Raw genomic sequence first — 23,739 nt, 5'->3', positions numbered from 1 at the left:
ATTAATGTTCGCGCATAATAGCGTGATCCATCTTATCGCGTTTGGTACGCAGGTACGCTTCATTATGCGGGTTTGATGCTATCTCGATAGGCAGGTTCTCAACAACCTCTAAACCGTAACCAATAAGGCCCGCGCGTTTTTTAGGATTGTTGGTCAGCAGGCGCATTTTTGAGATACCGAGGCTACGTAAAATTTGCGCGCCAATACCATAATCGCGCTGATCCATCTGGAAACCAAGCTGGATATTAGCCTCAACAGTATCCATACCATTTTCCTGCAAATGGTATGCTTTCAATTTATTTACCAAGCCAATACCACGGCCTTCCTGGTTCATATAAACAATCACACCCTTACCCTCTTTGCTGATGATCTCCATTGCTTTGTGCAGCTGTGGGCCACAATCACAACGGCATGATCCAAATATATCGCCGGTAACACAAGAGCTGTGTACACGTACTAAAACAGGCTCGTTAGGCTCCCACTCGCCTTTAACAAGGGCCAGATGGTTTTCGCCGGTATCCAGCTGGGTATAAGCTATCATATCAAAATCGCCCCACTCGGTAGGCATCTTTACAGATACCTCTTTGCGCACCATCGATTCGGTGTTCAAACGGTACGATATCAGGTCTTTTATAGAAACTATCTTGAGATCTAATTCTTTCGCCATCACTAATAACTCGGGCAGGCGGGCCATGTCGCCATCTTCCTTCATTATTTCGCAAATAACACCTGCGGGTTCAAATCCCGCCAAAACAGAAAGATCTACAGCGGCTTCGGTATGCCCGGAGCGACGCAATACACCACCATCTTTAGCGATCAGCGGGAAAATATGCCCCGGTCGGCCTAAGTCGGCAGGTTTAGAAGCAGGGTCAATAAGGGCTAAAGTGGTTTTTGAGCGATCTGTTGCCGATATACCAGTAGTACAACCATGGCCCAATAGATCTACCGATACCGTAAAATTAGTTTCGTGCGATGTAGTATTATGGCTTACCATCGGCTCAAGCTCAAGCTGGTGTGCGCGCTCTTTGGTTATTGGGGTGCAAACCAAACCACGGCCATATTTCACCATAAAGTTGATGGTTTCCGGCGTAGCGTTACGGGCAGCAGTTAAAAAATCGCCCTCATTTTCGCGGTCTTCATCATCAACAACAATTATGGTTTTACCTGCTTTTATAGCTTCAATAGCTTCCGGTATAGTATTTAGCATTTTGTCTTTCTTTTGTAGGAACAGCTATCGTATTGGCACTTGCTGATGTAGTACAAATTTATACGATAATAAGCGTAATAAGGTCGGTATTTTGTAAAACTATACGGGCTTAGTTTTACGCAGTTTAAAGCGCTTAAAAAAGCGTTTGTAAAGATCCATATCAAACAATGCCGAATCGGTAGCGGCTTTATAACTCAGGAAAAGGCCTATCGGGAACAATATAACGATGGATATCCAGGCACCTGCCAACGGCGATAAATCGCCTTCCTTGGCAGATTTCTCACCAATGGTGCCAATAATGTAATAGATAAGGAAGAAAATAACCGACACCACTACAGGCAAGCCCAGCCCCCCTTTACGAATAATAGCCCCAAGCGGCGCGCCAATTAAAAACAGCACTATACATGCGGCGCCAAGCGTAAATTTCTTTTGATACTCCAGCACATAGCGGCGGATACCGCGGTTGGTCTCTTTATGCATTTCGGCACGGTTTCGTAAAACATCGAGGATCTGGTGCACTTCGCTCGATGCATTGTTTAGCACGTTGATCTTATCGCTTTGCCCATTCATTTTGTTGCTATCGGCGGGGAATGCCTTTACTTTTGACTTTGCAGGCACGGTTGTATATTTCATATATGCCGATAATAGGGCATAATTTATTTTAACATTGCTGTCAACCACTCTCTGTGACGAATCTACATAGTGCTGTAACTGCTTAAGGTTCATCATCTGCGATGCATTCCTAAACTCGCTTTGATCCGTGCGGGTCATTTTAAAATCGGAAAGATCGAACTTGTATTCGGTTTCTTTAAACCTGAAGCGCCTTAAACGCAGCCTTGGCATGCTGTTACCCTGGTCGCCGGGTTCTTCTGCATAAACTACACCGTCTTTAAGTTTTAATATCAGAAATAAATCGTCCTTTGAGCGATACATTAAACCCGATTTCGCGAAGGTAACATCCAGGTTAGTTTCCAGCGTACCTTTGTGATAGATCATGATATCGTGCAAAGTCTGGCCATCAGGATCCTTGTGTTTTACACGAATGGTATATCCCGGGAAACGATTGCTGAAAATATTTTCGGGAAGCAGATCGGCAGATTTTTGCTTTCGGGCATCGTACAGTAAGGAAAAATACTTAAGATTAGCTACCGGCAGCATATAATCTGAGAATGCAAAGGCTGCAATACTAATCACAAAAACCACCACAATCATTGGATACATAGCACGGCGTAAAGAAATCCCTGCCGATTTGATCGCTACCAATTCATAGTTTTCTCCGAGGCTGCCGTAAGTCATGATAGAAGAAAGCAATACCGATAGCGGCAGCGCCATGGCCAGGTTAGTGGCCGAGTTATACATCATTAGCTCCAGGATGATATACCACTGGAAGCCTTTGCCGATAAGGTCATCGATGTATTTAAACAAAAACAACATCAGCAATACAAACATCACTATTAATAAGGTTACTATAAAAGGCCTTATAAATGATTTAAGCAGTAACAGATGTATTTTTTTCATCAGGGCAATTGTATACAGGGACTGAAACGTTTATGCGCGCAAATAATTGCAAGCGCGCAACGCCCGTTTCGGGATACAAAAATAAGGAAATAAAAATGTTTAAGCGCCCAGTGTACTTATCAGGTAATCTATTTGGTTATCCCAGATTAGTTTACGTTCTGCAATGGTTTCTTCGGTTGCAAAATCGGTGATGCTAAGGGCAACATCGTTTGTTAGCTCGTCCTGGATGATCTCCATTTCAAAATAACATTGCGGCTCGTCGTCAATCCACTTAAAACGCACCAGTTTGTTCTCCTTTAAGGATACCAATTTGGCGTTTTGCTTCTCATCATCCCATGTAAAAGTGTAGATCTGGTCGCGTACGCTCACGTCATCTGCAAACCATTGAGTAAGGCCATTTGCTTCGTTCAGGAAAGTGTATAGTATTCTGGGTGACGATTTTATCTCGTACTCGATATTAAATTTCTTCTTCTCGGACATAGGGGTTCAGTAATTACAAAAATCAGTCAAGGGTAAAAGTTAACATTTTTTCTAAAGGAAGCGAATTTCTGCTATATTTGCAAACCTTTTTCGGAAGTATCATTGGTATGACTACAAAAGAGGGCTAAAGTAAAATTTAGGTAATCATATTTTTTTTCGGCGGGGTAGCTCAGATGGTTAGAGCGCAGGATTCATAACCCTGAGGTCGGCAGTTCGATCCTGCTCCCCGCTACCTTACTGGGCAAATCAACTTTTATAGTCGATTTGCCCTTATTTTTTGCCTCAAAAACAGCCCTTACGCTATCAAAAACGCGGATTGCTTCATTTACCCTCGTAGTTCGATGTTGCTCACCGTCAAAAGTGAGATTTTCGGGATACATCGAACTAATGATATGCCTTTTGACCTGAGAGTCAACATTTTGATATATTTCAAGCAGTTTTGTCATATTAACCATTAAACATTAAAAATCCAGATGAACATTACATTAGCACAAGCGGCAATAGCAACGCGCAACAAAGGTATTGTCGCAACAGCAAAACTTTATTGATTAGCCGGTTTTTTCGATCCGATTAGAAATAGTCAACCGCTCGTGTTGAATGATCCTGATGTATTTTCTTAATATAGTTTACCCGACTTCAAGCGCTTCTGTAATTCAGCCAGATCTATAGGACCTTATCTATATGCATAGATTAACACATTGTTTGTTTGGTGTATTATTACTAAGTTTAACATGATTTCTTGAGCATCAATATTTAAAAAAGTGATGAGGCAGGATTTTTTGGCTATTTAGCGAATACCTTTGGTAATATAATAAATATGGCAACCCCTAAAATATCCATCCTATATGTAGATGATGAAGAAAATAATTTATTCTCATTGAAAGCTGCTTTCCGCATGAAGTATAAGATTTTTACTGCTTTAAGCGGAAATGAAGCACTGCAGGTTTTGGCGAGTACGCAAATACATATCATTATCACAGATCAGCGAATGCCTGAGATGACTGGCGTAGAGTTTTTAAAATTAGTCCTGAAAGAACACCCGGATCCAATGAGAATATTGTTAACGGGTTACGCAGACATGGCGGCAGTGGTAGACGCTGTAAACCAAGGCAAAATATTTCATTACCTGGCTAAACCCTGGGACGAAGACGAACTGGATTTGACGATAACCAGAGCTTTTGACAAATATACAGAGAAAGCGCAATTGAAAATAATGAATGAAAAACTTACCGGGTCTAATGAACAACTCGAGTTTATGTTACGACAAAAATTACTTTCTTAACTATTTAACTGGTTTCAAAAAAGCTAATTGATTGAATACCTCATTGATCTTTTCCTTAGTGAGTGGCTTTTCTAATATGCTTTGGACCGAGGGATAGTTAAGTATCCTGGAAATATCACTAACATTTCTTGTAGCAGACAATACGATAATCCTGTACCCATTCTGGATTTCGGAAGGCAGGTTTTCAAACTCATTGACAAATTGATAACCATTCATTATTGGCATTTGTAAATCAAGAAAGATCACAGTAGGATTCTTATCGGTCTTTTCAGGGGTAATTCGTAGGAAATCCAGTGCAAGTTGCGCATTTCGAAAAGCTTTGACATCAGCCCTTTTATCTTTAAAGTTTATAATTTTCCCTGCAATAAAGCAATCAAACTCATTCTCATCGATAACTATAAATGATAACGGCATAGGTTTGGTTAAATAGATGGAATGGTTATTTTAAAGGTAGTTCCTTTGTGCATTACCGAATTAACTTCTATTTGTCCGTTTAATTTCAATAAAGCACCTTTGACATTATATAAGCCAAAACCCGAGCCGACTTCCTGCGAATTTGCACGGTAGAAAAGATTAAATATTTCACCAATGTGCTGACCTAAAATGCCGATTCCAGTATCCTTAATACTTATTGAGGCTATCCCATCCGCAACATCGACGCTAACCTCTACAATTTTATTTTTACTGTTCCTGTCCTGATATTTGAAAGCATTCGAAATCAGGTTATTGAAAATCATTTTCAAAGGCCTCTTATCGCTCCTGAAAATCTGGTTTTGCTGAACGTTGGTTATGAAATTGACATTGCTTGCTCTCGCAACTATCGAATATATCTCTTTCATTTCTACCATAAATTTATCAAAATTTATATCCTCTATTTTTAATTCACCTCTTTGTAAGCTGTAATAGTCATGCATGCTTAAAATGTAGGTGTCCAATTTTTGTAATGATTTTTTCATGAGGAAAAGCATTTCTTTCATTTCCTCCAAATCGTCAATATCGCTGGCTATTTCAATGCCCCCTAAAATACCCGAAAGAGGGCCCCTGATATCATGACTAATACTGTATGCAAATTTATTAAGCTCGTCATAGGCTATCTGCAACTCCTCATTCTTGATGTAAAGCATGGCATTGGCCGTATGAAACTTTTCTGCTTCTGAAATAGCTGAAATGATATCAGTTTCAGTCCAAGGTTTTTTGACATAGCGAAATATGTTGCCCTTATTAATAGCATCAATAATTGATTCTACATCAGTATAAGCAGTAAGTAAAATACGTACAGGAAGCGGATGGCTTATTCGAATGCCTTCAAAAAACCCTACTCCTGTTTTATCTGGCATGCGCTGGTCGCAAAATATTATTTTAATGTCCGGGTGATCATCAAGTAATTTTAACGCTTCTGAAGTGTCGGTAGATACCAATACATTGTAATCCATTCTTAAAGATGCTTTAAACCCTAAAAGGTTGTCTGGTTCATCATCCACGTATAATATTTTAATTTTTTGCAACATTATAAATATGATTTATAAATAATTTCAATGACTTTTCTTAACGATATATTTTAGTGGTTTCTTTAATTCACACCACTAAAATGTTTAGTGTCGAATTTGATAGGTATTTCCAATCTGAATATACTGCCTTTATGCGGTGTACTCTGCACTACTATTTTTCCGTTATGCTTTTTTATAGTATTGTACGAAATTGACATTCCCAAACCAGTTCCTTCACCTACATTTTTTGTCGTGAAAAAAGGTTCAAATATCTTTTGCCGGGTTTTTTCATCCATCCCTATGCCATTATCTTTAAATGTTACAAAAACGAATGTTTCATCATGGCTGGTTTCAATGGTTATTTCACCACCGGGCCTATCATCAAATTGTATTTTGACGGCGTATACAGCATTCGAAATGATATTTAAAAACACTTGGTTAAGTTTGCCTGCATAGCATTCTACCAGCGGTAAATCACTATAATTCTTAATTGTCTTAATATTATTGTTAAGCAAGTTGTTGGCTATAATCATTGTTGATTTCAGCCCCTCATTGATATCAGCTTTTTTTAGATCATCTTCATCAAGCCTCGAAAAGATTTTTAATCCCTTTACAATTTCAGCAGTTCTATTAGCACCCTCACTAATACCCTTAACCAAATGGCTTATTTCCAGGGTAAGAATATCAAACTCTATTTCTTCTTTATAGTCAAGTATTTGTTTTTGCCTGTCAGCCGGTAAAACATCAGACAGACATATTGCTTCAATAGTGTTAAATGCCGTAGTTAAAATATCTATATCTCTTCTCAACGGTCTGATATTAGAAGTAACAAAATTAATTGGGTTATTAATCTCATGAGCAATTCCAGCAGTAAGTTGCCCTAAAGAGGCCATTTTTTCAGATTCTACCAGTTGGGACTGAGTTTGTTTCAAATCTTCTAATGTTTCGTTCAGTACCGTATTAGCACTTATCAATTCACTAGTACGTTCAATAACATTTTTTTCCAGGACAACATTCTGTTCCCGTATTATCCTTTCGTTTTCCTTTAAAGCTTGTAGAGTACCGAGTTGTGACTTATCATTTTCGGCCTTTAGGATGTTTATTTTGTCTGCCAGGGCAAATGAAAGGAGAACGACTTCTAATGCAGACCCCAAGGTAATGCTATAGTTGGTAAATGTGTTATAGGGAAAAACACCAAAATCCTTCAGTATCCAAATTAGGATACCTACGATCAGGGGTATCCATGCTATCAGGAAAAATTTCGCCGGTCTGTATCCGTACCACGCTATCTTTGAGGCAATCACAATTATATACACGGAAACTATACCGGCAAACGATTGTAAAATTTGGTATGAAATATAGTATTCGCCGCTACATGCTAAAATAATAGCCACCGCATATACGAAGTATATCAAGTAAGATATTTTGTCAAGCCGAGGAATGAACCGTTTGGTCTGCAAAAATTGTCGCACGAATGCAAGCCCACTGATATTTACCAGTGCGGTTAAAATAAAGAATGACCGGGTAGCCAGAAAACGATTATCAGGCCATAGGTAATGGAAACTGTAACCTTCAATTGTCACCTGTATCAGCCCAACGATCAGGATGTACACTACATAATATAAATAAATACTATCTTTTACTACAAAGTAGATAAAGAGATTGTAGAAGAACATCACTATAATTATACCAAAAAAAACTCCGAACAAAATATTCTTCGTTAGATTATTTTCTTCTACATGATCTTTGTTACCGAGGAACACGGGAAGTTGCATTGCATGATTTGAAACGATTCGAAAATAATAAGTTGCTGTGGCACCCCTTGGAATATGAAGGGCATAAATAAACTGATGGTACTTAATAGTTCTTGAGCTGAAGGGGTACAGTTCTCCGCTTTTACTAACTGTCAACCGACCATCTTCCCAGCTATAGAAATCAATGCTTTGTAGAAACGACTGTCCGAACTCGATCAATATTTCGGGTGTATTACTATTGTTAGTAACACTTACTTTTAGCCATATTGGAACCTTCAGCAGCCCAAAGTCTGGAACATTAGATTTTGACCTAATAAATTGTTTTTGTTGTTGTAAGAACTGTACGTTTTTATTCGATGAAGAATCGATATAGTATTCAATTTTTTTACCAATCGTTAGCATATCATTTTTACCATCAAAAGCTACCTGAGCATAAACTTTAGATATAGTGAAAATAAAAAAAGAAAGCGTAAAGAAAAAATGCTTGATAGTTCCTAACTTCATTTGTTAAGGTTTGAGTAAAAATAATTAGAGATGCACATTTTACGATCAGCGTATATCATCAGCAAAAAAGAATGTTGATTCTAAAGGCCTCCTTAAAGATCGTAGCTTTGGTTCCCCTGATTTTGCCAGCCTGAAAATAAAAACAGGTTGTCTTTTTTTTAATTCAGGGAGTAATTGGTTAAATAAATTGCTCAGCGTGCCGATTTCCCTATGATAATCGGCATCTATACCTTTGTCGCTTTCGCGCTCCGAATGTGCCATCATAAATACTAATTGGGCAATGGGCTGAAAAGACAGACCAGCTAAATTCGCTTCGATCCAAATTCTTTCTACAGCCCGGCCGCCTTTTAGAAAGTCAAGCTCGGTATATTCGGGCATAGTAACAATGCCCAAGGCTGATGAAAAAGCTACCGCTTTATTTACCATTTTTGTGAAAGCCCCCCCCCCTTCATCTCTCTTAAAAAAGCAATAGCCTGACTATCCTCAGCAATTTTTAATGCTGCAAGTTCAGGTTTGGTAGCGCCTAAGGTATTCACGTCCAGGCCATCCATTTTTTGATTAACGTCTTCCCTTGTCCAACGTAATTCATTTGTGAATGTGTCGTAATGACCTCGTGGGTTTAATATCCTTATCATTTCCGCCTTTGCCAGTATTTCACCGAGGCTTTTCATTACCAAATCATCCGTAATTAAATGAAGTTGGGCGCCATGGTAAGATTGAATGGATGCGAGTAGATTATCATAAACATCATTTGAAAGGGGCTCTTTAATGGTCACCTCGCGATTGGTGACGCGCATAGTTATTCCCTGTTCAAGATATTTACTATTTCCTTCAGTCTTAGTTTCCTGAAAAGTGATATGGGCAATCATTTTCTCATTTGCAGTCGAAGGGAAATAATCTACACTGATATCAAACCTAAGAGCCTTAGCTTTTATACATATATTTTCAATAACCGCTCCCATTGCAACATAAGACCCAAGATTATTGAAATCAAGTAATGAGTAAGAAAAGTATTCATCATGAAACAGGAACAGACCTTGATCATTATAAAGAAATTTCCAGGGTTGGGCGTTTCCTCCTGACGGTGCCATGATGGCCGCCTTGACAATTTCTTCTATAGTCTTTCTATCCAAATCAATATTGGCAGTTTTGGGACTAAAATGTTCAACTTGTTTCAGCATCTGGCTTTTCGTTAACTCCGGGGGGCCAAGATATGCGGAAGGAACTTTATTTACTGGTAACGTTTCGGAATCCTTAACAAGTTCATCTATATCCACATAATATCTTCCTGATTCATGAAATTGATCCAAAAGAATCCGCCTGCATACATCTGTTGTTATTGCACCACCCAAAGTCACCGAAGATGCAAGCTGAGGCCATGTGTTGATAGATTGTTGTACCTCCATCATTGAAGCTTTAAGGCGCATAGAAATACTTTCCGCTCCTACAATTTTAAGGATATATGGGATTTTATCTTCGTTAGAAAGATTCTTAATAGTTATCGGATCAAGTCCGTCAGCGAGACCATGTAATATAGGCCTGTCCGGCTCCAAGTCAAAGCGTTCTACATCAAGCATGCCCCGATCATTTGTATCCATAACAACTGGAATTTCGAGCTCACGGGCCTTGTAGCGGCTTTCAATTTTTACATCCATGCCATCGCACACTTCAATAAAGAGATCTAATTTACCATAATGGGTAAAGAATTCGTTCATGTTATCGGTTTGTAGTCCTGCATGAAACAGTTTAACCTTGATAAATGGATCAATCTCCCAAATTTCTCTTGCGGCAATAACTGTTTTATTTAAACCCATATTGTGCAATCCGGTGCGCAATCTATTTAAGTTACTTAATTCAGCAACATCAAAGTCTGCCAGTCGTATTTCGCCGCAAATTCGTTCCATAGCCATCGTTAAGGCGATAGACTGGCCGACCGATAGCCCCACGATCCCAATTTTTTTCTTCCGAAGTAGCTCCTGTTCTGTCTTGGTGATTTTAAATTGGTTCCTGTTTGTTCGTACTTCAATAAATTCATCCTCGTCCAGCAAATGAACCATTCTGCCATTCCACGGATAATAAACCCAAACGCCATAATCTGCTAATGCCCCACCATTCAAATGTTGGATAATTAGATTTTCGTAGTCTTCCTTTTTTATGCTGATTGAAGGATTTTGAATCTTTAAAAGTTCTTGTAACTGACTTTCAATTTCATCATGTAAAAATAAAATTTTGCCCCTTGCTAAAAGCTCATCAAAAGCTTGTTTGTCTGAATCATTATTTAATCGATAAAAAATTGGTTCATATAGCACACTTTTTTTCAGGTTATCGTTGTTATATATGGAGTTAAACATTTTTATTTTTCTTTTGTAGTCAGTAAGTTTGTGCATACAACAGCTGGCAAATTAAATAATATTGGGGTCCTGGTCGCTTATTTTTGAATTCAAATAATTTGTTTTCGCCTGTGCAATGCTTACACTCAGGTCCCATTGTTTAAGATTCTGTATTTCAATATCATAATGAATGGTAATCTCCTTTTTTCTTAATATTTCTGTACGAATGATCTTTTGATTGTCACGGATTTTCATAATCGCAATTTTATCTTCTTCATAAGCCTTACTTAAAACAGGCACATCTTTAAGTAGCATAGTTGTCGCTACCAGATCCAGCTTAGGGTAATAGAATGTCCCATTTTCACCAATGGTTGTTTCATATTCCATTCCAACGGCTACTCCTGGGGGTATGGTGTAAGGGGCACATAGCGCAAACAGAGACTGTATTCCGATCTGGTAAGCGATGGCAACCGCAGTACGGATCAGAAAAATCGAACCAATTCCATATCCGGCTATTTGTCTTGAATTCCATAACCCGCATAATTCTCCGGTGCCTTGTTGCGCATATTGCCAGACTAGGCCAAACACGCCTGCGTCCATAGCTCCTGTTGCCTGTTCTATAGGTAATTGCTGGGTGCCCCCTGCCACATGCACCCTTGCTCCCCCATAAACTACTTTCCCGTCAAGGGATTCAACAACCATGACAAAAGACGAAGGGTTTGTAGTCCATTCATTTTTAGATGAAGTTACTTTTGTAATGCCTATGCTTGTTAGTACATGAGTATGGCCTTCAATGAATAATGCACAAGTTTCGGGCTCGTCAACTGCTCTAAATGCCCTTAATCTTACTTCAGGCTTTTCTTTCACCAAACTGCTTAACATTCTAAAATTATCTCAAATAAATAATTATTTTTTTCGTGCAACTTATGTTTTTCAGCAACAAAGAAACCACCTGATTAGCAATTTGCCAAATGGTATTACATATTTAAATATGTTTTTCCTCAAAATCCGACCAGGTTCATTTTTACTCCTAATATAAAATGTAAAGGATCGATTCAATACTACCAATTTATTACGACTCCATACCGAAATATAGAATTAAACGACAAGATTATTTTAAAAAAAGGAAACATTATCAATACTTTCGCAATTTCTGCCGGACCTGTTTCATCGAGCCAAAATGATCATGTTTCAAAAATTCTTTGACCTCCACCATGGATAGTACCTCCATTAACGGTCCGACCCCACTTAAGCTTAGCTTGCTCTTGTTGAGATTGCTTATTTTTTAGATAATCATCTTCTTCATTTTTTTCCGTCCGAATGTAAGCCCGCATGCTTTGGTATTCCGCATCTGGATACGGACGCCTCTTTATGACATCAATTATATTAAAACCGGCTTCATGAAGTAACTCTTCAATGTCATTTGTTTTAAAAATAATAGATAGGCGATCAGGACCGACCGCTTTTGGAAAAACTCGACCGCCTTGCCTATCAAATTAAATTACAGCTTAATCCTCACGATATTTCCTTATTATAAAAATGCTGCAACTTGTAAGCCAAATAATAAGATAGCTTATAGTAGAATATAACAAAGGAATAAGATAAGCCCATAACAGGTATTTTTTGAATTTTCCCATTGCCATGACAAGCCAGCTATATTAAACTTCAATATTTTACAGGTATGATAAGTTTCCCGGGCAGGGCACCACATAATACCATAACCATCTGTTCTGTCGCCAATTCTGCCTGTTCCTTGATGTAAGGTTAAGATTCAAACCACTGCGCTCAAACACAGCGTTATGGTAAGATATATTAATATTGGCTTCTTACTTTGTAATTTCGTAAAAGTTGCCATTTTTTTTAATGTTTACTTATCCATTGAAGAGTGAACACTTGAATAATGCTCAGTAAGGTTTTCCCTACGAAACGAATTTATACAAGCAAAACTAAATGTAAGCTTAAGATTCTTTTCATCTCTGATGAATCAGGCATTGGCCCTCGCAAATCCTACCGTATCCCGGTAAATTTGTGGAGAGACATCGGCATTGTTTTTAAAGAACCGGCTGAAGTAGAACTCGTCGTTAAAACCCAATTCGTATGCGATCATTTTAACCGGCTTCGAGGATAAGTATAATTCCCGCTTTGCTTCGATAATTATCCGCTCTGCGATTAGGTTACCTAAGGTTTTATTAAAATACGTTTTACTGATCCTGTTCAATGCTTTGGTAGATATATTCAGCAAATCGGCATAATCACTGGGGCTGTGTTTGCTTTTAAAATGCTCTTCGACAGCATCTTTCAGGGTTTTTAAAATGAATGGCTCCTTTTCCGTGCTGGACATATTAAGCGATTGCATATTAAGTTTTATCCTTGATGCATTGATCAAAAATATCTTAAGGTACGCAATCATTAATTCATATTGGGCGACTGCTGTGTTTTGCATTTCAGCTTTTAACTGTTCAACCAGGCCGGTAAACAGGCCCATTTCCGATTCTGTTAACTGCACCTGCGGCGATTCGTAGATATTATTAAAGAGCACTCCATTACAGGCGACTTCATTATGGTGCTTATGGATACAAAAAAAATCAGGATGAAAATTAATCAAAAGGCCCTTAAACTCACCTTCCGCCCTGATCATATATGGCTGGTAAATAGAAAAGCTTATCAGGCTATATTCATTAAATACATATTCTGAAAAATTTGCTGTTATCCTGCCTTTTCCTTTAGTCACCAAAACCATTGAATAGTAGTTGTAGTTTTTCTGCTGGTTAAAATAGGAGTCGTCCTCAAAAGCAAAGATTTTAAAGGCTAAAGCTTTCGTTTGCGGATTAATTAAGGTAAAGGCGGTATGAGCTGTCAAAGTATGGTTATTAAAGTTTGAAATTTAAAACAGCAGTCTGTCCTTAGCGGAAATTTCAAGGTCATTGATGCTGGCGTAACGCTTACGCATCAACCCGTTTTCGTCAAACTCCCAAAGTTCGTGTCCATAGCTGCGGTACCACTGTCCTGTTTGATCATGCCACTCATATTCAAAGCGAACGGCCATACGATTTTCTCGAAATCCCCATAGTTCTTTCTTTAGCTTATAATCAAGCTCTTTCTCCCATTTCCTTGTTAAAAAAGCTTTCACCTCTTCTCTACCATTAATAAAGTCGGTGCGATTGCGCCATTCCGTATTAATGGTGTAAGCCAGGCATACCTTTTCCGGATCTCTGGTGTTCCAGGCGTTTTCAGCAAGCTGTACCTTCTCTAATGCGGTTTCCATGGTAAACGGAGGCAGGGGAAGTTTTTGTTCCATAGTAGTTTTAAATTAAAGAATGGATAAATACAAATCTATCCATTCTTTAGTGGGTGAACATGATTAAATAGCGGCTGTTTTAACCAGTTCAACTGAAGGGAAATCTACCACTACCTTCGCAGCATTGTTGAAATAGTTGGTAAACAGGTTCAATCCAACATGGGCGATTATTTCTGCAATTCCTGCTTCATCGTAGCCGGCATTTTTCAATGCATCTACATCGGCATCATTAACCATTCCTCTTTTTTCAACGATCGTTCTTGAAAAATCAAGAGCTGCCTGAATTTTTTCATCTGCTGATTTACCTTCACGAGCATAAGCAATACTGTTGGTATCAATGTGAACTAGTTTTTCGCCGATAAAGCTATGCGCAGCATTGCAATAACCACAGCTGTTCGCGTTGGCAACGGTAAGTGCGATCAATTCACCAAGCTTGCCACCTATAGTTCCCTCGCCTAAAGCGGCGTTGAAAGAAAGATAGCCATTTAAAACGGCGGGTGAATTGCCCATCGTCCTCATCATATTCGGTACCATACCCAGCTTGCCGTGAATGGCAGTAAAAAGATCTTTAGATTTTCCAATTGTAGTTTCCGGATTAAGTGCGATTAGACGTGACATTTTTTTTAATTTTAATTTGTCGTCATTGACAATACAAAGGTGCGGTGCTCCACCCCGGTTTAACATGGATAAAGGGTGTATGTGCATGGACAATCGGGACGATTGTTTAACCTGTAACCTCTAATATTTTATTTTATAATTGGTTCGGGCGTAGTTTTGTACAATTTGACGGTATAAATAATGTTTGCTGTAGCTAAAAGCAATACCGATAAGGGGATTGTCTTGTCCTGATATAGCTTGTCACTAAAGACAAGAAAATGAAAGCAATATCAGTAAAAAAGAAGAAAGTCGCAATTGTTGTTAGGCGGAAGCCATTTGATAAGGTCGATGAGCAGACCAAAATAAAGATTGTCGAAGAAATAAAAACTGGGATGATCAGTTGCCTTGGGGCAAGCCGGAAATACCGGGTTCCAAGAAACACCATAAAGGCATGGGCAGGTAAGCTTAATTTGACTACTTTGCTGAATGTCAACAATTCCTCAGCGCTTCCCGGGATGACCCAAAGTCAGGAATCAAAGTTACTCGTAAAGAAGATACATGAGCTTACTAAGGCATTAGAGCTATCTCAATTAAAGAACCTTGCCTTGGAAACGATGATCGAGGTAGCTGAAAGTGACCTACATATCAAGATCCGAAAAAAGCGTGGTACCAAACAGTCTTAAGAATGCGGCAAAAGCGGCCAGAATACACCCTGGTAGCTATTTGTGCACTGTTTGGTGTAAGCCGTCAGGCTTACTATTTAGCTCATCATAAGGCTGCCAGGACAAGCATAGCACATATGGTTGTGTTGACATTGGTTGGTGAGTTCCGTGCTGCTGTTCCTATGCTTGGAACCAGAAAACTATTACATATGCTCATTCCGGAGATGGAAAAACATGATATAAAGATGGGCCGGGACCTGCTGTATGACCTGCTACGTTTCCACGGCTTATTGATTCGCAGAAGAAGACGCATGGTGAAAACAACAGATTCTCATCACTGGTTAGGAAAATATCCTAACCTGATCACGCACCTAACCGTATCAGCACCAGAGCAGCTCTGGGTAAGTGATATAACTTATATCCGTACGTTGGAAGGCTTCAGCTACCTGAGCCTGATCACAGATGCCTATTCCAGAAAAATCGTTGGATATGCCCTGCATCCCAGCCTGGAAGCAGTTGGATGTATTGGAGCCCTGGAAATGGCAGTAGACGGAAGGAAACGGCTATCTCCATTTATCCTGATACATCATTCTGACCGAGGAATACAATACTGCTCCCAGAATTATACAGCACTGCTAAACCAGGATAGGATCGCCATTAGTATGACTCAAAGCGGCAGTCCTTATGAAAATGCACTTGCCGAGCGCGTTAACGGAATTATCAAGAATGAGTTCTTTCCTAAAAAGGTTTATCAGAACCACAAGGAAGCAAAGAAATGCATTGTAGCAATCATTGGTCATTATAACGATAGGCGTCCACACGCAAGCTTAAATTACCATACACCGGAGCAGGCTCATGGCATGTCCGGTGAAATCAAAAAGCGTTGGAAGGGATATCCACGCCCCAAAAAAGGAAAGGAGGAAAATCAGGTTACTGGCATTTAAGACCGTGCTGGCAAAAAGAAAAAAAGAAGCAAAAAAGAAAAACGCATTAGGATATGGAAAACTGAAGGAGTTTCCCACATCCTAACACGCTAATAATAACAATAAGAGGTAAGCTTTCAGCTATTAAGAAAATAAAAGGCGTACCCTTGTAAAGTAAAAGCAGGACTAATGAAATATCGGTGTAAACCGATTCCAGTATTACTACTCAAAAACGACAAGTAAAACCAGGACGAGACATAATCTTGGTATTCCGGGGATGTTGACCACCTGATTCCGTGGCAAAGTGACCAGTCAATTAGCTGGCGAACGATAGCAGCGAGATCTGTAAAAACGTTTTTAAAGTTAGTTATTAAATTGGTTACTGATAGCTGACCTCTTTATCATTAGTTCTCCGTTTTTTACTCATTGATTCTCCTTTCAGCTCGATACGATGGGTACTGTGTACAATACGGTCCAGGATGGCATCAGCGATTATCTTTTCACCGATTACATCATACCATTTACTAACTGGCAATTAAGAGGTAATAATCAGCGATGTCTTTTCATGCCTGTATTTAACGACCTCCATGAGTGCAGCCCTGCTTTGTGCATCAAAAGGCTGGATATTGAAGTAATCCAATATCAACGTTGTTGCCGTTCTATCTTGGCTGCTTTCTTAAAGTAAGAGCCATCAGCCTTTGCCATTTTAAGCTTGGAGAATAACTTAGGTATGCTTGCATAAAAGACCCGGTAGCCGAGTGTACAGGCCTGGTACCCGACAGCTGAAGCAATATAGCTTTTACCGATCCCTGTACTGCTGTCTGCTTTTCGCAGGCATTGGTCATCTTCCTTTATTAAGAAAAGAATTTTTTAGCGCAAGGTTCAACGTGGTTGCCCATAAACCCGGATTTGGTAGTTATCTTATCTGGAATTGTAGAAATATTACTTGGGCTGGGCAAATTTTTTTACAAAAGCAGCGTGCTAAAGTTGGTTGGATAGTTGCGATTTTTTTTGTTTTGGTTTTCCCTGGAAATATTGCCCAATTGATAGAACACAAAAATGCTTTTGGCCTGGATACAAAGTTAGCCAGGTGGTTGAGGCTTCCTTTTCAGATAATTCTAATTTCCTGGCCTTATGGTCTACGGGTGCGTGGCAACAATGGCGACGGAAATGATCTAAAGTTTATATTGTGAATTAATATAAACGGGTACAGTATGCAAAGGTTTATTGCAATTTAAAAGGTTCAGTTTTATAAAGCGCAGGAAAATTTATTCGTTATATTATATGCTTTAAAACTGATTTTGTTGTGTTTTCTCTGTAAACACAATAGCGCCTATTTGTTTGTTTCAGTTTTTAAGGCCTGTGCAAAATCTTTGGCCGTTCGAAATGCAAGCCGGCTGGAAGCCATGCAGCGAGCGGAGAAAAGCATGGGCGACACGTTAGAAAATATTGGCAAGAAACTACAACGTTTGGGCCAAAGTACAATAGACGAAGAGCTTTTGATGTCGTTTCCGGATTTGAAGCTTTGAAAAAAACACATCGTTAGACAAATAATAATGAACCGATCGGTTCACCATACTTAACAGAGAAGTATCATTGAAAACAGTTTATTTGTAGGTTTAAGTTTCATTAAGTTCATAATGATATATAATCGTAACGAAAATCAATCCCATTCCAGGCTTTGGGGAAGATCCAAACGGGCTACACCGATTCGATTATCAGCCATCCCATAGTATACATCGTAGCGGTTCGGCATACCAATGTCGCTTCGCTGGTGTATTCCTGTAGGGGAAACGACATTTGCAATGACCCCGACTCTTTCTTCAGGCAGGGTTGGCACCAGTACCGGCTCAAATGATCTAAACGCAATATCGTAAGGATCATCCGCCGATAGAAACATTAAACCTGCAAAATAGATCAATTGTTGCTTCTCCGGTGTGGTTCCCTGACTTGCATGCACGCCATGATACATAAACATCCAGCCGAATTTTGTCATTACCGGCGGTGTCCCGGAACCTATTTTTATCTTTTCCCAGTCAAACACAGTGACCGCGAGTGGCCGGTGAGAAGTAAACGCCGCCGGGTCCCATTTCCTGCTCTCTTGCTTTTCCGGGTGAATGTGGCAATAAAATAACCATATACTCTCATGATGTTTATCTACAGCTTTGTCCCATGAATTTGCAGCTTTCTCTTCAGGCGACGTGCCTGGAAAAAGGGGGCGATGCAGCATGCCCAGGGCACGGTGACCATGCGGACTTGGTATTTGCAGCAGGAAAACGTAGGCGTCTTTATTATTGATATGGTTAAATTCAATATTTTCGTAAGGTTTATAAGTAATACGTCCGAGCCGTTCCCAGTTTAACGAGTTTTCGGATTGTGCCATAGCAATCCTCGGGCCATCTGGTGAAAATGCCGTATAGGTCATAATATAGCGCTCTAAAGGCTCAACATAGGTCACGCGGGGGTCTTCACAACCGCCGCCACCATCGGGACGCTTTTCATAATCGGCTTCTGGTTCCAGCGCAATACCCAGGCGTTCTACAGCTGTGGGGTCCCTGGCATTATTGAATAATACTTTCACTATGCTGATCCTCGAATAGTTTTCTTTTGTGGCAATTCGCGGAAACAAGTACAAATTTCCGTCTTTTCCCCTCGCTGCAGCCGGGTTCAAAACGCCGCCGGCTTCCATTGGGTTGTCAACATCCGGCTCCATGATCGTGCCCAAACGTTTCAATTTTAATGCTTCCATATTTACTTTTGGCAGTTGATGATCGTTTGAATAATAATTTTAGTGTCCTCAGGGTTGCGCACCTGAATACAGTCCGCACCAGTGGTTTTAGCCGGATGATCATTTCCACCTTCAAACAGGGCATAGCCGATAAAAAGCATCTCCGCTATGTCTATCTTCAGCATTTCTTCCAGTTTATGCATTCCGTAAGCTTTATCTATGCCCGGCTTGGTAACATCTATTGAAGTAGCACCGCCCAAGTTGATCGCAAATTCGGGGATCATTTTTTCCAGCAAGGCTTTTATCTTTTTCCTTTTTTTGAAATCTGGGTCCCAGGCTTTTTAGGTTCCAGAGGGGCCTGTTAAAGCCACCTATCTGATCGCTGTATAAAGGTTTGGTTGGTACACTCCCGCCGTTTGGCGTTACCGTAAGCAGAGGCGTAAAGTTGGTATACCAGAAAAACTTACCGCGGGGGTCTCTGTCAACACCAAGGCCTATCTCATCATGGCTGTCAACGCCATGATAATGCAATATCCCGTTAGTATAAAGCCAGTATTCATGTTCGCCAACAACCATTATCTAGCCATCCGTTGTTACCGCTATGTCACTTCCGCCGCCATAAGTAAACCCGTCCGGGTATACCGGAAAAGGGATACTTGTAACCACGGTGTCATGCTGTATCTTGCGCACATCACCGTCAAAGTCTGCTATTAACAATGATCCGTCCGGGTTAACAAAAATACCGTTAGGCTGCAAAAACTTTGCATGGCCGCCATTACCATCTACCTGTGCACTGGCATTGTACTTACCTACAATTACTTTGTAGTTGCCAGCTACAGCTAACTATGAAAAAGCAACGTCGTTCAGATTAAGCTGCGACGCGGGTATGGTGTCTTGTTCCTGGTCATACACCGAAACCGGCGATATTTCCTTGGTCGCGTTTTTTTTACAGGAGAAAAACACGTTAAGTGCTAAAACTGTGCAAATGGATAAAAATTTTCTTTTCATGGCGATGTGTTTTAATTTTTAATGATATTCAAGTTTGATTGTAGTAAATTGATTACATGTTGGTTAATATCAAACCTACATGTTAAAGCCATGCTTTATCATCTCATAAAACGCTCAATATTTGTGTAGCATTTATGCAATTTCCTCGCCAAACCGCTCATAAGTATCACCAGCAAATCGCGAAAAGCTTGGTCTTTAAAAGCTGTAAAGATTGGGAGCCCATCTTTTAATCGGGAGGTTTTTATCAACCTGAAAACGTTTGTTACCCAACCACTCAATTTAGTACAACAGGGTCAAATTTACAAACGGCAATATCTTTGAAAGCGAATGTTGCGCTTTGGTGAATACCGTCAACTTGGTTGGCGTCATGGGCAAAGGCATCGCCCAGCTTTTTAAAAACAGAATTTCCGCATAACTAAAGCGTTTAGTGTGGACACCTGCCTTGCTCACTGCTTAGAATCGGTGATTTGTTAGTAATAAAATATACGAGCCTGCTCATGGACGAACGATTGATTCTCAATTCCCCAACTATGACATCAGTCCCTTTGCTTGGGTTATAAATATCTTAAAGCGTTAAAATAACGGATAAAAAACTTTGAATTTTCGGCAGAGGAAAATTGATTTTAATACAGATGAAAATATTTTTGATATTAACTTGTATATAATGAAGCAATTACATAAGTTTACTCATAAAAAATTTAACCAAAAATTATGAAAAAGCTCGTTTTAAAGGGTTTGCTCGCGCAGGCCGAAGAACTAACGCGTGAAGAACAAAAAAATGTAGTGGGTGGTTATGATCCGGTGCCGCCAACCTATCACTGGGTGTATTGCAAAAATGCCGGTGGTTACACTATTGGTAGCTTCCAGTCTTCTACTTGTAACTATGCATCTAATCTTGGTGCTTGTCAGTCAATGTATCCTGGTTCACAATCGGCTTTCGTGCAGGGTTGCTAATTTTGTAGAGGAACAAAGCCTTTTTGGTTTTGTTCCTTTATCATAGTTGTGTCCACTATTTCAATTACTACTACTTTATAAGTTGCATACTATCTCATTTTGTACGGCCATCCGTAACCGTTTGCACCATTTAAAGCAAACGCTACCGCAAAACCTTAAAGATAATATCGATTATCCTTGGCTGGAATTCATTATCCTGGACTACGGTTCAAAAGACGGACTTAAAGAATGGATCACCACAACGATGGCAGGAGATATTGCCACTGGCCGCGTAGTGTATATTCAATCACCCGGACACGAATATTTTCACCGAAGCCATTCCCGCAATTTAGCATTTAGTGCCGCAAAAGGCAAAATTGTTTGTAATGTAGACGCAGATAATTTTACGGGCAAGGACTTTGCCAAATACATCAACGAACAGTTCTTGTTTGACGAGAAGATATTTTTGACAGCCTTTTCCGCGGAGCAGCCTAATTCTCCTGACTTGTTTGGAAGGATCTGCTGCAAAAAGAACGATTTTAAAAAGGTTGGAGGATACAATGAAAAAATGGATGGTTATGGCTTTGAGGACCATGAACTGATACAGAAATTAAGCAAAACGGGGCTAAAACGTGAAGTGATGACTGAATTGCATTTTTTTGGTGCAATTACACATAGCGATGACGAAAGGATTCGCGAAGAAAAAGCCTTCCTTCTGCTTAAAAACATGTATCTTTCTTTTGTATCGCCCTCCCGCTCGCATATTTTATATGTATTTAAAGATGGTACCTATGCCCGGGGATGTATTATAGACCGCACTACACACCATTGCGGGTTCCCCGAGCATGTGCTACATCCAAAAACATTCCGCTATGAATATGCGCTTACCACGCCCAAATGGCATACGGGAACATGGGAAGAAAACGAGAATATATTGAAGTTATACAATAATGCCGGTAAAATCAATGCATACACACTTATCAACGATCAGCTTGCAGACCATGACAATCGTTTCGAAAAAGTACGAGATAAAAAGTTAATCACCGACCTGTTAATGTTTTACACACAGTTTAATAACAGGCACTTTCTAAATGATGATACCGGCTATACAATCCGCCCGCCATTTTCTTTAAAAAATGACAGTCATAGCGTAATTACATCATCGTTTTATTGGCCGGGCAATGAGTGGCCTGTTTTGCTGAAGGATATACTGCAGCCTGCGCTTAAAAGTTTGGTCGAAGAAAACAATAATGCATTTGGCATTTTAAGATTAAGCAAATATCGGGGGGCGAATATTTGTATTACCTGGCTCCTCCCCTGTCACAGGGCCGAAGCCCTTTTGACTACTGTCCATCATAAAATCTTGCAGGCTATCAAATCTCTACCTTCACCCCAATGGACCCCGACTGTTCGCACACACAGCACCTTCTCTGATTTTACGCCCGGGCAAATCGCTTATGGTATGTATAATTTCCCAACCATTAATGCTAAGAAACTATGCCTCCCCACTATTATATTTCTATCCCAACAGCTTACTAACATCATCCTGGGTGTATTATCTCCGGAGCCTATTGATACTGACACAACCTTTACACTTGCTTTTTATCTCCACGTCATTGCCGTTCAATGTTTAAATATGCCTGACAGAGATTATGCCCAACGAAGTGCGGATAGTGAAATGTTTCTCAATGAGCAATTATCTGCCGTTCTTAAAGATAATACCTTACTTTTAAATGAAATTATAAATGATCTGGCTTTGCCCGGATTTTTAAACGAGCCGGAAAATGAGTGGATGAAAAACTGGGCGAAGGTCTGCGAATCGCTGGCATCTGATGGCGAACATGATATGATTCTAAATGATGTAAGTGACCTGATTATTGATACGCTGGGACTGCCACCACAAGCAAAAAGCCTGATCTTTGATTTTATTAACCAGGCAGCAAACGATAATAAATGAAAAAAATATTATTGATTACCGATGTTGATTTCTGGAAAAAAGGCGCCGGGCACCGCGTTCGTATTAGTGCCTTAGCAAATTACCTGGCCAGGATTTCCGACTTAACCATTTCCTACATTGGCTTGGTGCCGGATACAGATAAGGACCTGGTTAAAAATATTCCTGCACGAATGGTGATCCTGAATGACGAATACATCCTCTCACCTACAGGTTACGGTCAAAAACTTGAAGAGCTGCTGAACCATTACAGCCCGGATTTAGTTATTATCGAGTATATTCACCTCAGTTACATGCTTAATTTTGTTGATGAGCATGTAAAGATGATTCTTGATATGCATGATATCATTAGCGAACGTACACGGGAATTTGGTCAATTTAACTATAGCGGCGCACTGCCCGAGATGTTGCCCGAAGACGAATTTGCCATTATGGAAGTTTATGATAAGGTAATGGTCCTTTGCGAGCCTGACAGAAATAAACTTGAAACAGTAATTCCCGGAAAAGTATTATTGTGCCCGCACCCTACTTTAGCTCACCACAGATCAACGCGACCTATCGTTAAAAAAATCGTTTATATGGCCAGCGAATACCTGCCTAATATTGACGCCATCGCTCATTTCATCGAAACCGCCTGGCCTGATATATCTGCCCGATACCCGGTTGAACTGCACATTTTCGGAAATATCTGCCACAGGCTGTCCCAGGAAAGTTTACCGCCCCAAGTCACTTTGCGCGGCTATGCTCCAAACATCAACAATATTTATGACGAGGCTGATATCATGATCAATCCTGTTCGCTTTGGCGCCGGCATGAAGATCAAAACGCTCGAGGCCCTGGCTGCAGGTGTACCGCTGGTAACTACTGCTCACGGTGCACGCGGGCTTGAAGGACTCGCTAATAAAGCTTTATTAATTGCTGATAGCCCCAAAGCATTTGCCGAACAAATTGACAAATTAATCCGGGACCCATTTTTAAGGGAAGAATTAAGTTGTTATGCAGCCACTTACATGACTCAACATTTTGATACGGAACAATGCTTCAGACCCTTATTAGATGTAATAAATTCATGAT

Annotated in this window: 23 protein-coding genes, 1 tRNA gene and 1 pseudogene; 7 read left to right on the top strand and 18 right to left on the bottom strand. The window is 39.9% G+C overall.

The genetic code is table 11. The annotated features are described in order from the left end of the window. Position 1 precedes the first annotated feature (1 nt). The 3 genes from RHM67_RS04450 to RHM67_RS04440 form a co-directional block, all read right to left on the bottom strand. On the bottom strand, positions 2-1,207 hold the full coding sequence (locus RHM67_RS04450; protein WP_322230906.1) for a bifunctional 3,4-dihydroxy-2-butanone-4-phosphate synthase/GTP cyclohydrolase II: 1,206 nt from the start codon (positions 1,205-1,207) through the stop codon (positions 2-4). A 99-nt stretch (positions 1,208-1,306) separates the two neighbouring features. After that, the gene (locus tag RHM67_RS04445; RefSeq protein WP_322230904.1) at positions 1,307-2,725 is read right to left on the bottom strand and encodes an LptF/LptG family permease; all 1,419 of its coding nucleotides are present in this window, start codon (positions 2,723-2,725) and stop codon (positions 1,307-1,309) included. Positions 2,726-2,824: 99 nt separating this feature from the next. Then, positions 2,825-3,205, bottom strand: coding sequence for an START-like domain-containing protein (locus RHM67_RS04440; protein ID WP_252757710.1), 381 nt, complete (start codon positions 3,203-3,205; stop codon positions 2,825-2,827). Positions 3,206-3,363: 158 nt separating this feature from the next. Here RHM67_RS04440 and RHM67_RS04435 point away from each other — a divergent pair. Together RHM67_RS04435 and RHM67_RS04430 are read left to right on the top strand one after the other, a co-directional pair. Then, positions 3,364-3,437 (top strand) — tRNA-Met (locus RHM67_RS04435). Positions 3,438-4,022: 585 nt separating this feature from the next. Further along, on the top strand, positions 4,023-4,487 hold the full coding sequence (locus RHM67_RS04430; RefSeq protein WP_322230903.1) for a response regulator: 465 nt from the start codon (positions 4,023-4,025) through the stop codon (positions 4,485-4,487). Here the strand turns inward: RHM67_RS04430 and RHM67_RS04425 are convergent, their stop codons facing one another. The 9 genes from RHM67_RS04425 to RHM67_RS04385 all read right to left on the bottom strand — a co-directional run bounded on the left by RHM67_RS04425 (position 4,488) and on the right by RHM67_RS04385 (position 14,544). Continuing rightward, a complete protein-coding gene (locus tag RHM67_RS04425; protein ID WP_322230902.1) occupies positions 4,488-4,901 on the bottom strand; it encodes a response regulator in 414 nt (137 codons plus the stop codon). Between the two features lie 8 nt (positions 4,902-4,909). Then, positions 4,910-5,968, bottom strand: coding sequence for a hybrid sensor histidine kinase/response regulator (locus RHM67_RS04420; RefSeq protein ID WP_322230901.1), 1,059 nt, complete (start codon positions 5,966-5,968; stop codon positions 4,910-4,912). A gap of 89 nt (positions 5,969-6,057) precedes the next feature. Continuing rightward, the gene (locus RHM67_RS04415; protein ID WP_322230900.1) at positions 6,058-8,232 is read right to left on the bottom strand and encodes a 7TM diverse intracellular signaling domain-containing protein; all 2,175 of its coding nucleotides are present in this window, start codon (positions 8,230-8,232) and stop codon (positions 6,058-6,060) included. 45 nt (positions 8,233-8,277) lie between these two features. Continuing rightward, positions 8,278-8,658 (bottom strand): hypothetical protein, encoded by a 381-nt coding sequence (locus RHM67_RS04410; RefSeq protein ID WP_322230899.1) that lies wholly within the window; start codon positions 8,656-8,658, stop codon positions 8,278-8,280. Further along, on the bottom strand, positions 8,652-10,583 hold the full coding sequence (locus tag RHM67_RS04405) for an Rv1355c family protein (RefSeq protein ID WP_322230898.1): 1,932 nt from the start codon (positions 10,581-10,583) through the stop codon (positions 8,652-8,654). Before RHM67_RS04405 ends, RHM67_RS04410 begins: the two co-directional genes overlap by 7 nt. 51 nt (positions 10,584-10,634) lie before the next feature. Beyond that, positions 10,635-11,444 (bottom strand): hypothetical protein, encoded by an 810-nt coding sequence (locus RHM67_RS04400; RefSeq protein ID WP_322230897.1) that lies wholly within the window; start codon positions 11,442-11,444, stop codon positions 10,635-10,637. A gap of 1,102 nt (positions 11,445-12,546) precedes the next feature. Further along, positions 12,547-13,422, bottom strand: a complete 876-nt coding sequence (locus RHM67_RS04395) for a helix-turn-helix domain-containing protein (protein ID WP_322230896.1) — start codon at positions 13,420-13,422, stop codon at positions 12,547-12,549. Positions 13,423-13,446: 24 nt separating this feature from the next. Continuing rightward, complete coding sequence (locus tag RHM67_RS04390) at positions 13,447-13,860, bottom strand: nuclear transport factor 2 family protein (protein ID WP_322230895.1); 414 nt, start codon at positions 13,858-13,860, stop codon at positions 13,447-13,449. A 63-nt stretch (positions 13,861-13,923) separates the two neighbouring features. Then, positions 13,924-14,544 carry a carboxymuconolactone decarboxylase family protein gene (locus RHM67_RS04385; protein ID WP_322230894.1) on the bottom strand — a complete coding sequence of 207 codons (621 nt, stop codon included), beginning with the start codon at positions 14,542-14,544 and terminating at the stop codon, positions 13,924-13,926. Positions 14,545-14,735: 191 nt separating this feature from the next. Here RHM67_RS04385 and RHM67_RS04380 point away from each other — a divergent pair, with 191 nt between their 5' ends. Next, on the top strand, positions 14,736-15,140 hold the full coding sequence (locus RHM67_RS04380; RefSeq protein ID WP_322230893.1) for a hypothetical protein: 405 nt from the start codon (positions 14,736-14,738) through the stop codon (positions 15,138-15,140). A 2-nt stretch (positions 15,141-15,142) separates the two neighbouring features. Beyond that, positions 15,143-16,063, top strand: coding sequence for an IS3 family transposase (locus RHM67_RS04375; RefSeq protein WP_322230892.1), 921 nt, complete (start codon positions 15,143-15,145; stop codon positions 16,061-16,063). Between the two features lie 358 nt (positions 16,064-16,421). Here RHM67_RS04375 and RHM67_RS04370 read toward each other — a convergent pair. The 6 genes and pseudogenes from RHM67_RS04370 to RHM67_RS04345 all read right to left on the bottom strand — a co-directional run bounded on the left by RHM67_RS04370 (position 16,422) and on the right by RHM67_RS04345 (position 19,778). Next, positions 16,422-16,682 (bottom strand): annotated as a pseudogene (locus RHM67_RS04370) (ATP-binding protein). 2 nt (positions 16,683-16,684) lie between these two features. Continuing rightward, positions 16,685-16,834, bottom strand: a complete 150-nt coding sequence (locus RHM67_RS04365; RefSeq protein ID WP_322232170.1) for an ATP-binding protein — start codon at positions 16,832-16,834, stop codon at positions 16,685-16,687. Between the two features lie 871 nt (positions 16,835-17,705). Further along, a complete protein-coding gene (locus tag RHM67_RS04360) occupies positions 17,706-18,791 on the bottom strand; it encodes a glycosidase (RefSeq protein ID WP_322230891.1) in 1,086 nt (361 codons plus the stop codon). Between the two features lie 2 nt (positions 18,792-18,793). Then, positions 18,794-19,054: a hypothetical protein gene (locus RHM67_RS04355; protein ID WP_416182866.1), complete on the bottom strand. Its 261-nt coding sequence runs from the start codon at positions 19,052-19,054 to the stop codon at positions 18,794-18,796. 295 nt (positions 19,055-19,349) lie between these two features. After that, on the bottom strand, positions 19,350-19,487 hold the full coding sequence (locus tag RHM67_RS04350) for a hypothetical protein (protein ID WP_322230890.1): 138 nt from the start codon (positions 19,485-19,487) through the stop codon (positions 19,350-19,352). A gap of 126 nt (positions 19,488-19,613) precedes the next feature. Then, complete coding sequence (locus tag RHM67_RS04345; protein ID WP_322230889.1) at positions 19,614-19,778, bottom strand: hypothetical protein; 165 nt, start codon at positions 19,776-19,778, stop codon at positions 19,614-19,616. A 711-nt stretch (positions 19,779-20,489) separates the two neighbouring features. On the opposite strand from RHM67_RS04345, the gene RHM67_RS04340 reads away from it, so the two are divergent. From RHM67_RS04340 to RHM67_RS04330, 3 genes are all read left to right on the top strand, one after another. Beyond that, the gene (locus tag RHM67_RS04340) at positions 20,490-20,732 is read left to right on the top strand and encodes a hypothetical protein (RefSeq protein WP_322230888.1); all 243 of its coding nucleotides are present in this window, start codon (positions 20,490-20,492) and stop codon (positions 20,730-20,732) included. An 82-nt stretch (positions 20,733-20,814) separates the two neighbouring features. Further along, positions 20,815-22,668, top strand: a complete 1,854-nt coding sequence (locus RHM67_RS04335) for a glycosyltransferase family A protein (protein WP_322230887.1) — start codon at positions 20,815-20,817, stop codon at positions 22,666-22,668. Then, positions 22,665-23,738, top strand: a complete 1,074-nt coding sequence (locus RHM67_RS04330) for a glycosyltransferase (protein ID WP_322230886.1) — start codon at positions 22,665-22,667, stop codon at positions 23,736-23,738. The genes RHM67_RS04335 and RHM67_RS04330 overlap by 4 nt, the downstream gene beginning before the upstream one ends. Position 23,739: the final 1 nt, after the last annotated feature.

This window comes from Mucilaginibacter sp. 5C4 (genome assembly GCF_034345625.1).
Lineage (GTDB): Bacteria > Bacteroidota > Bacteroidia > Sphingobacteriales > Sphingobacteriaceae > Mucilaginibacter > Mucilaginibacter aurantiaciroseus.
The sequence above is the reverse complement of the archived record's forward strand: the minus strand, read 5'-3'. Positions and strand labels throughout refer to the sequence as shown.

What these genes read in the sequence shown, in the direction of transcription:
- RHM67_RS04450 (WP_322230906.1), bottom strand. Translation starts at nt 1,207, where the DNA reads ATGCTAAATACTATACCGGAAGCTATTGAAGCTATAAAAGCAGGTAAA.
- RHM67_RS04445 (WP_322230904.1), bottom strand. Translation starts at nt 2,725, where the DNA reads ATGAAAAAAATACATCTGTTACTGCTTAAATCATTTATAAGGCCTTTT.
- RHM67_RS04440 (WP_252757710.1), bottom strand. Translation starts at nt 3,205, where the DNA reads ATGTCCGAGAAGAAGAAATTTAATATCGAGTACGAGATAAAATCGTCA.
- RHM67_RS04430 (WP_322230903.1), top strand. Translation starts at nt 4,023, where the DNA reads ATGGCAACCCCTAAAATATCCATCCTATATGTAGATGATGAAGAAAAT.
- RHM67_RS04425 (WP_322230902.1), bottom strand. Translation starts at nt 4,901, where the DNA reads ATGCCGTTATCATTTATAGTTATCGATGAGAATGAGTTTGATTGCTTT.
- RHM67_RS04415 (WP_322230900.1), bottom strand. Translation starts at nt 8,232, where the DNA reads ATGAAGTTAGGAACTATCAAGCATTTTTTCTTTACGCTTTCTTTTTTT.
- RHM67_RS04410 (WP_322230899.1), bottom strand. Translation starts at nt 8,658, where the DNA reads ATGGTAAATAAAGCGGTAGCTTTTTCATCAGCCTTGGGCATTGTTACT.
- RHM67_RS04405 (WP_322230898.1), bottom strand. Translation starts at nt 10,583, where the DNA reads ATGTTTAACTCCATATATAACAACGATAACCTGAAAAAAAGTGTGCTA.
- RHM67_RS04400 (WP_322230897.1), bottom strand. Translation starts at nt 11,444, where the DNA reads ATGTTAAGCAGTTTGGTGAAAGAAAAGCCTGAAGTAAGATTAAGGGCA.
- RHM67_RS04390 (WP_322230895.1), bottom strand. Translation starts at nt 13,860, where the DNA reads ATGGAACAAAAACTTCCCCTGCCTCCGTTTACCATGGAAACCGCATTA.
- RHM67_RS04385 (WP_322230894.1), bottom strand. Translation starts at nt 14,544, where the DNA reads ATGTTAAACCGGGGTGGAGCACCGCACCTTTGTATTGTCAATGACGAC.
- RHM67_RS04380 (WP_322230893.1), top strand. Translation starts at nt 14,736, where the DNA reads ATGAAAGCAATATCAGTAAAAAAGAAGAAAGTCGCAATTGTTGTTAGG.
- RHM67_RS04375 (WP_322230892.1), top strand. Translation starts at nt 15,143, where the DNA reads ATGCGGCAAAAGCGGCCAGAATACACCCTGGTAGCTATTTGTGCACTG.
- RHM67_RS04360 (WP_322230891.1), bottom strand. Translation starts at nt 18,791, where the DNA reads ATGGAAGCATTAAAATTGAAACGTTTGGGCACGATCATGGAGCCGGAT.
- RHM67_RS04355 (WP_416182866.1), bottom strand. Translation starts at nt 19,054, where the DNA reads ATGATCCCCGAATTTGCGATCAACTTGGGCGGTGCTACTTCAATAGAT.
- RHM67_RS04345 (WP_322230889.1), bottom strand. Translation starts at nt 19,778, where the DNA reads ATGAAAAGAAAATTTTTATCCATTTGCACAGTTTTAGCACTTAACGTG.
- RHM67_RS04340 (WP_322230888.1), top strand. Translation starts at nt 20,490, where the DNA reads ATGAAAAAGCTCGTTTTAAAGGGTTTGCTCGCGCAGGCCGAAGAACTA.
- RHM67_RS04330 (WP_322230886.1), top strand. Translation starts at nt 22,665, where the DNA reads ATGAAAAAAATATTATTGATTACCGATGTTGATTTCTGGAAAAAAGGC.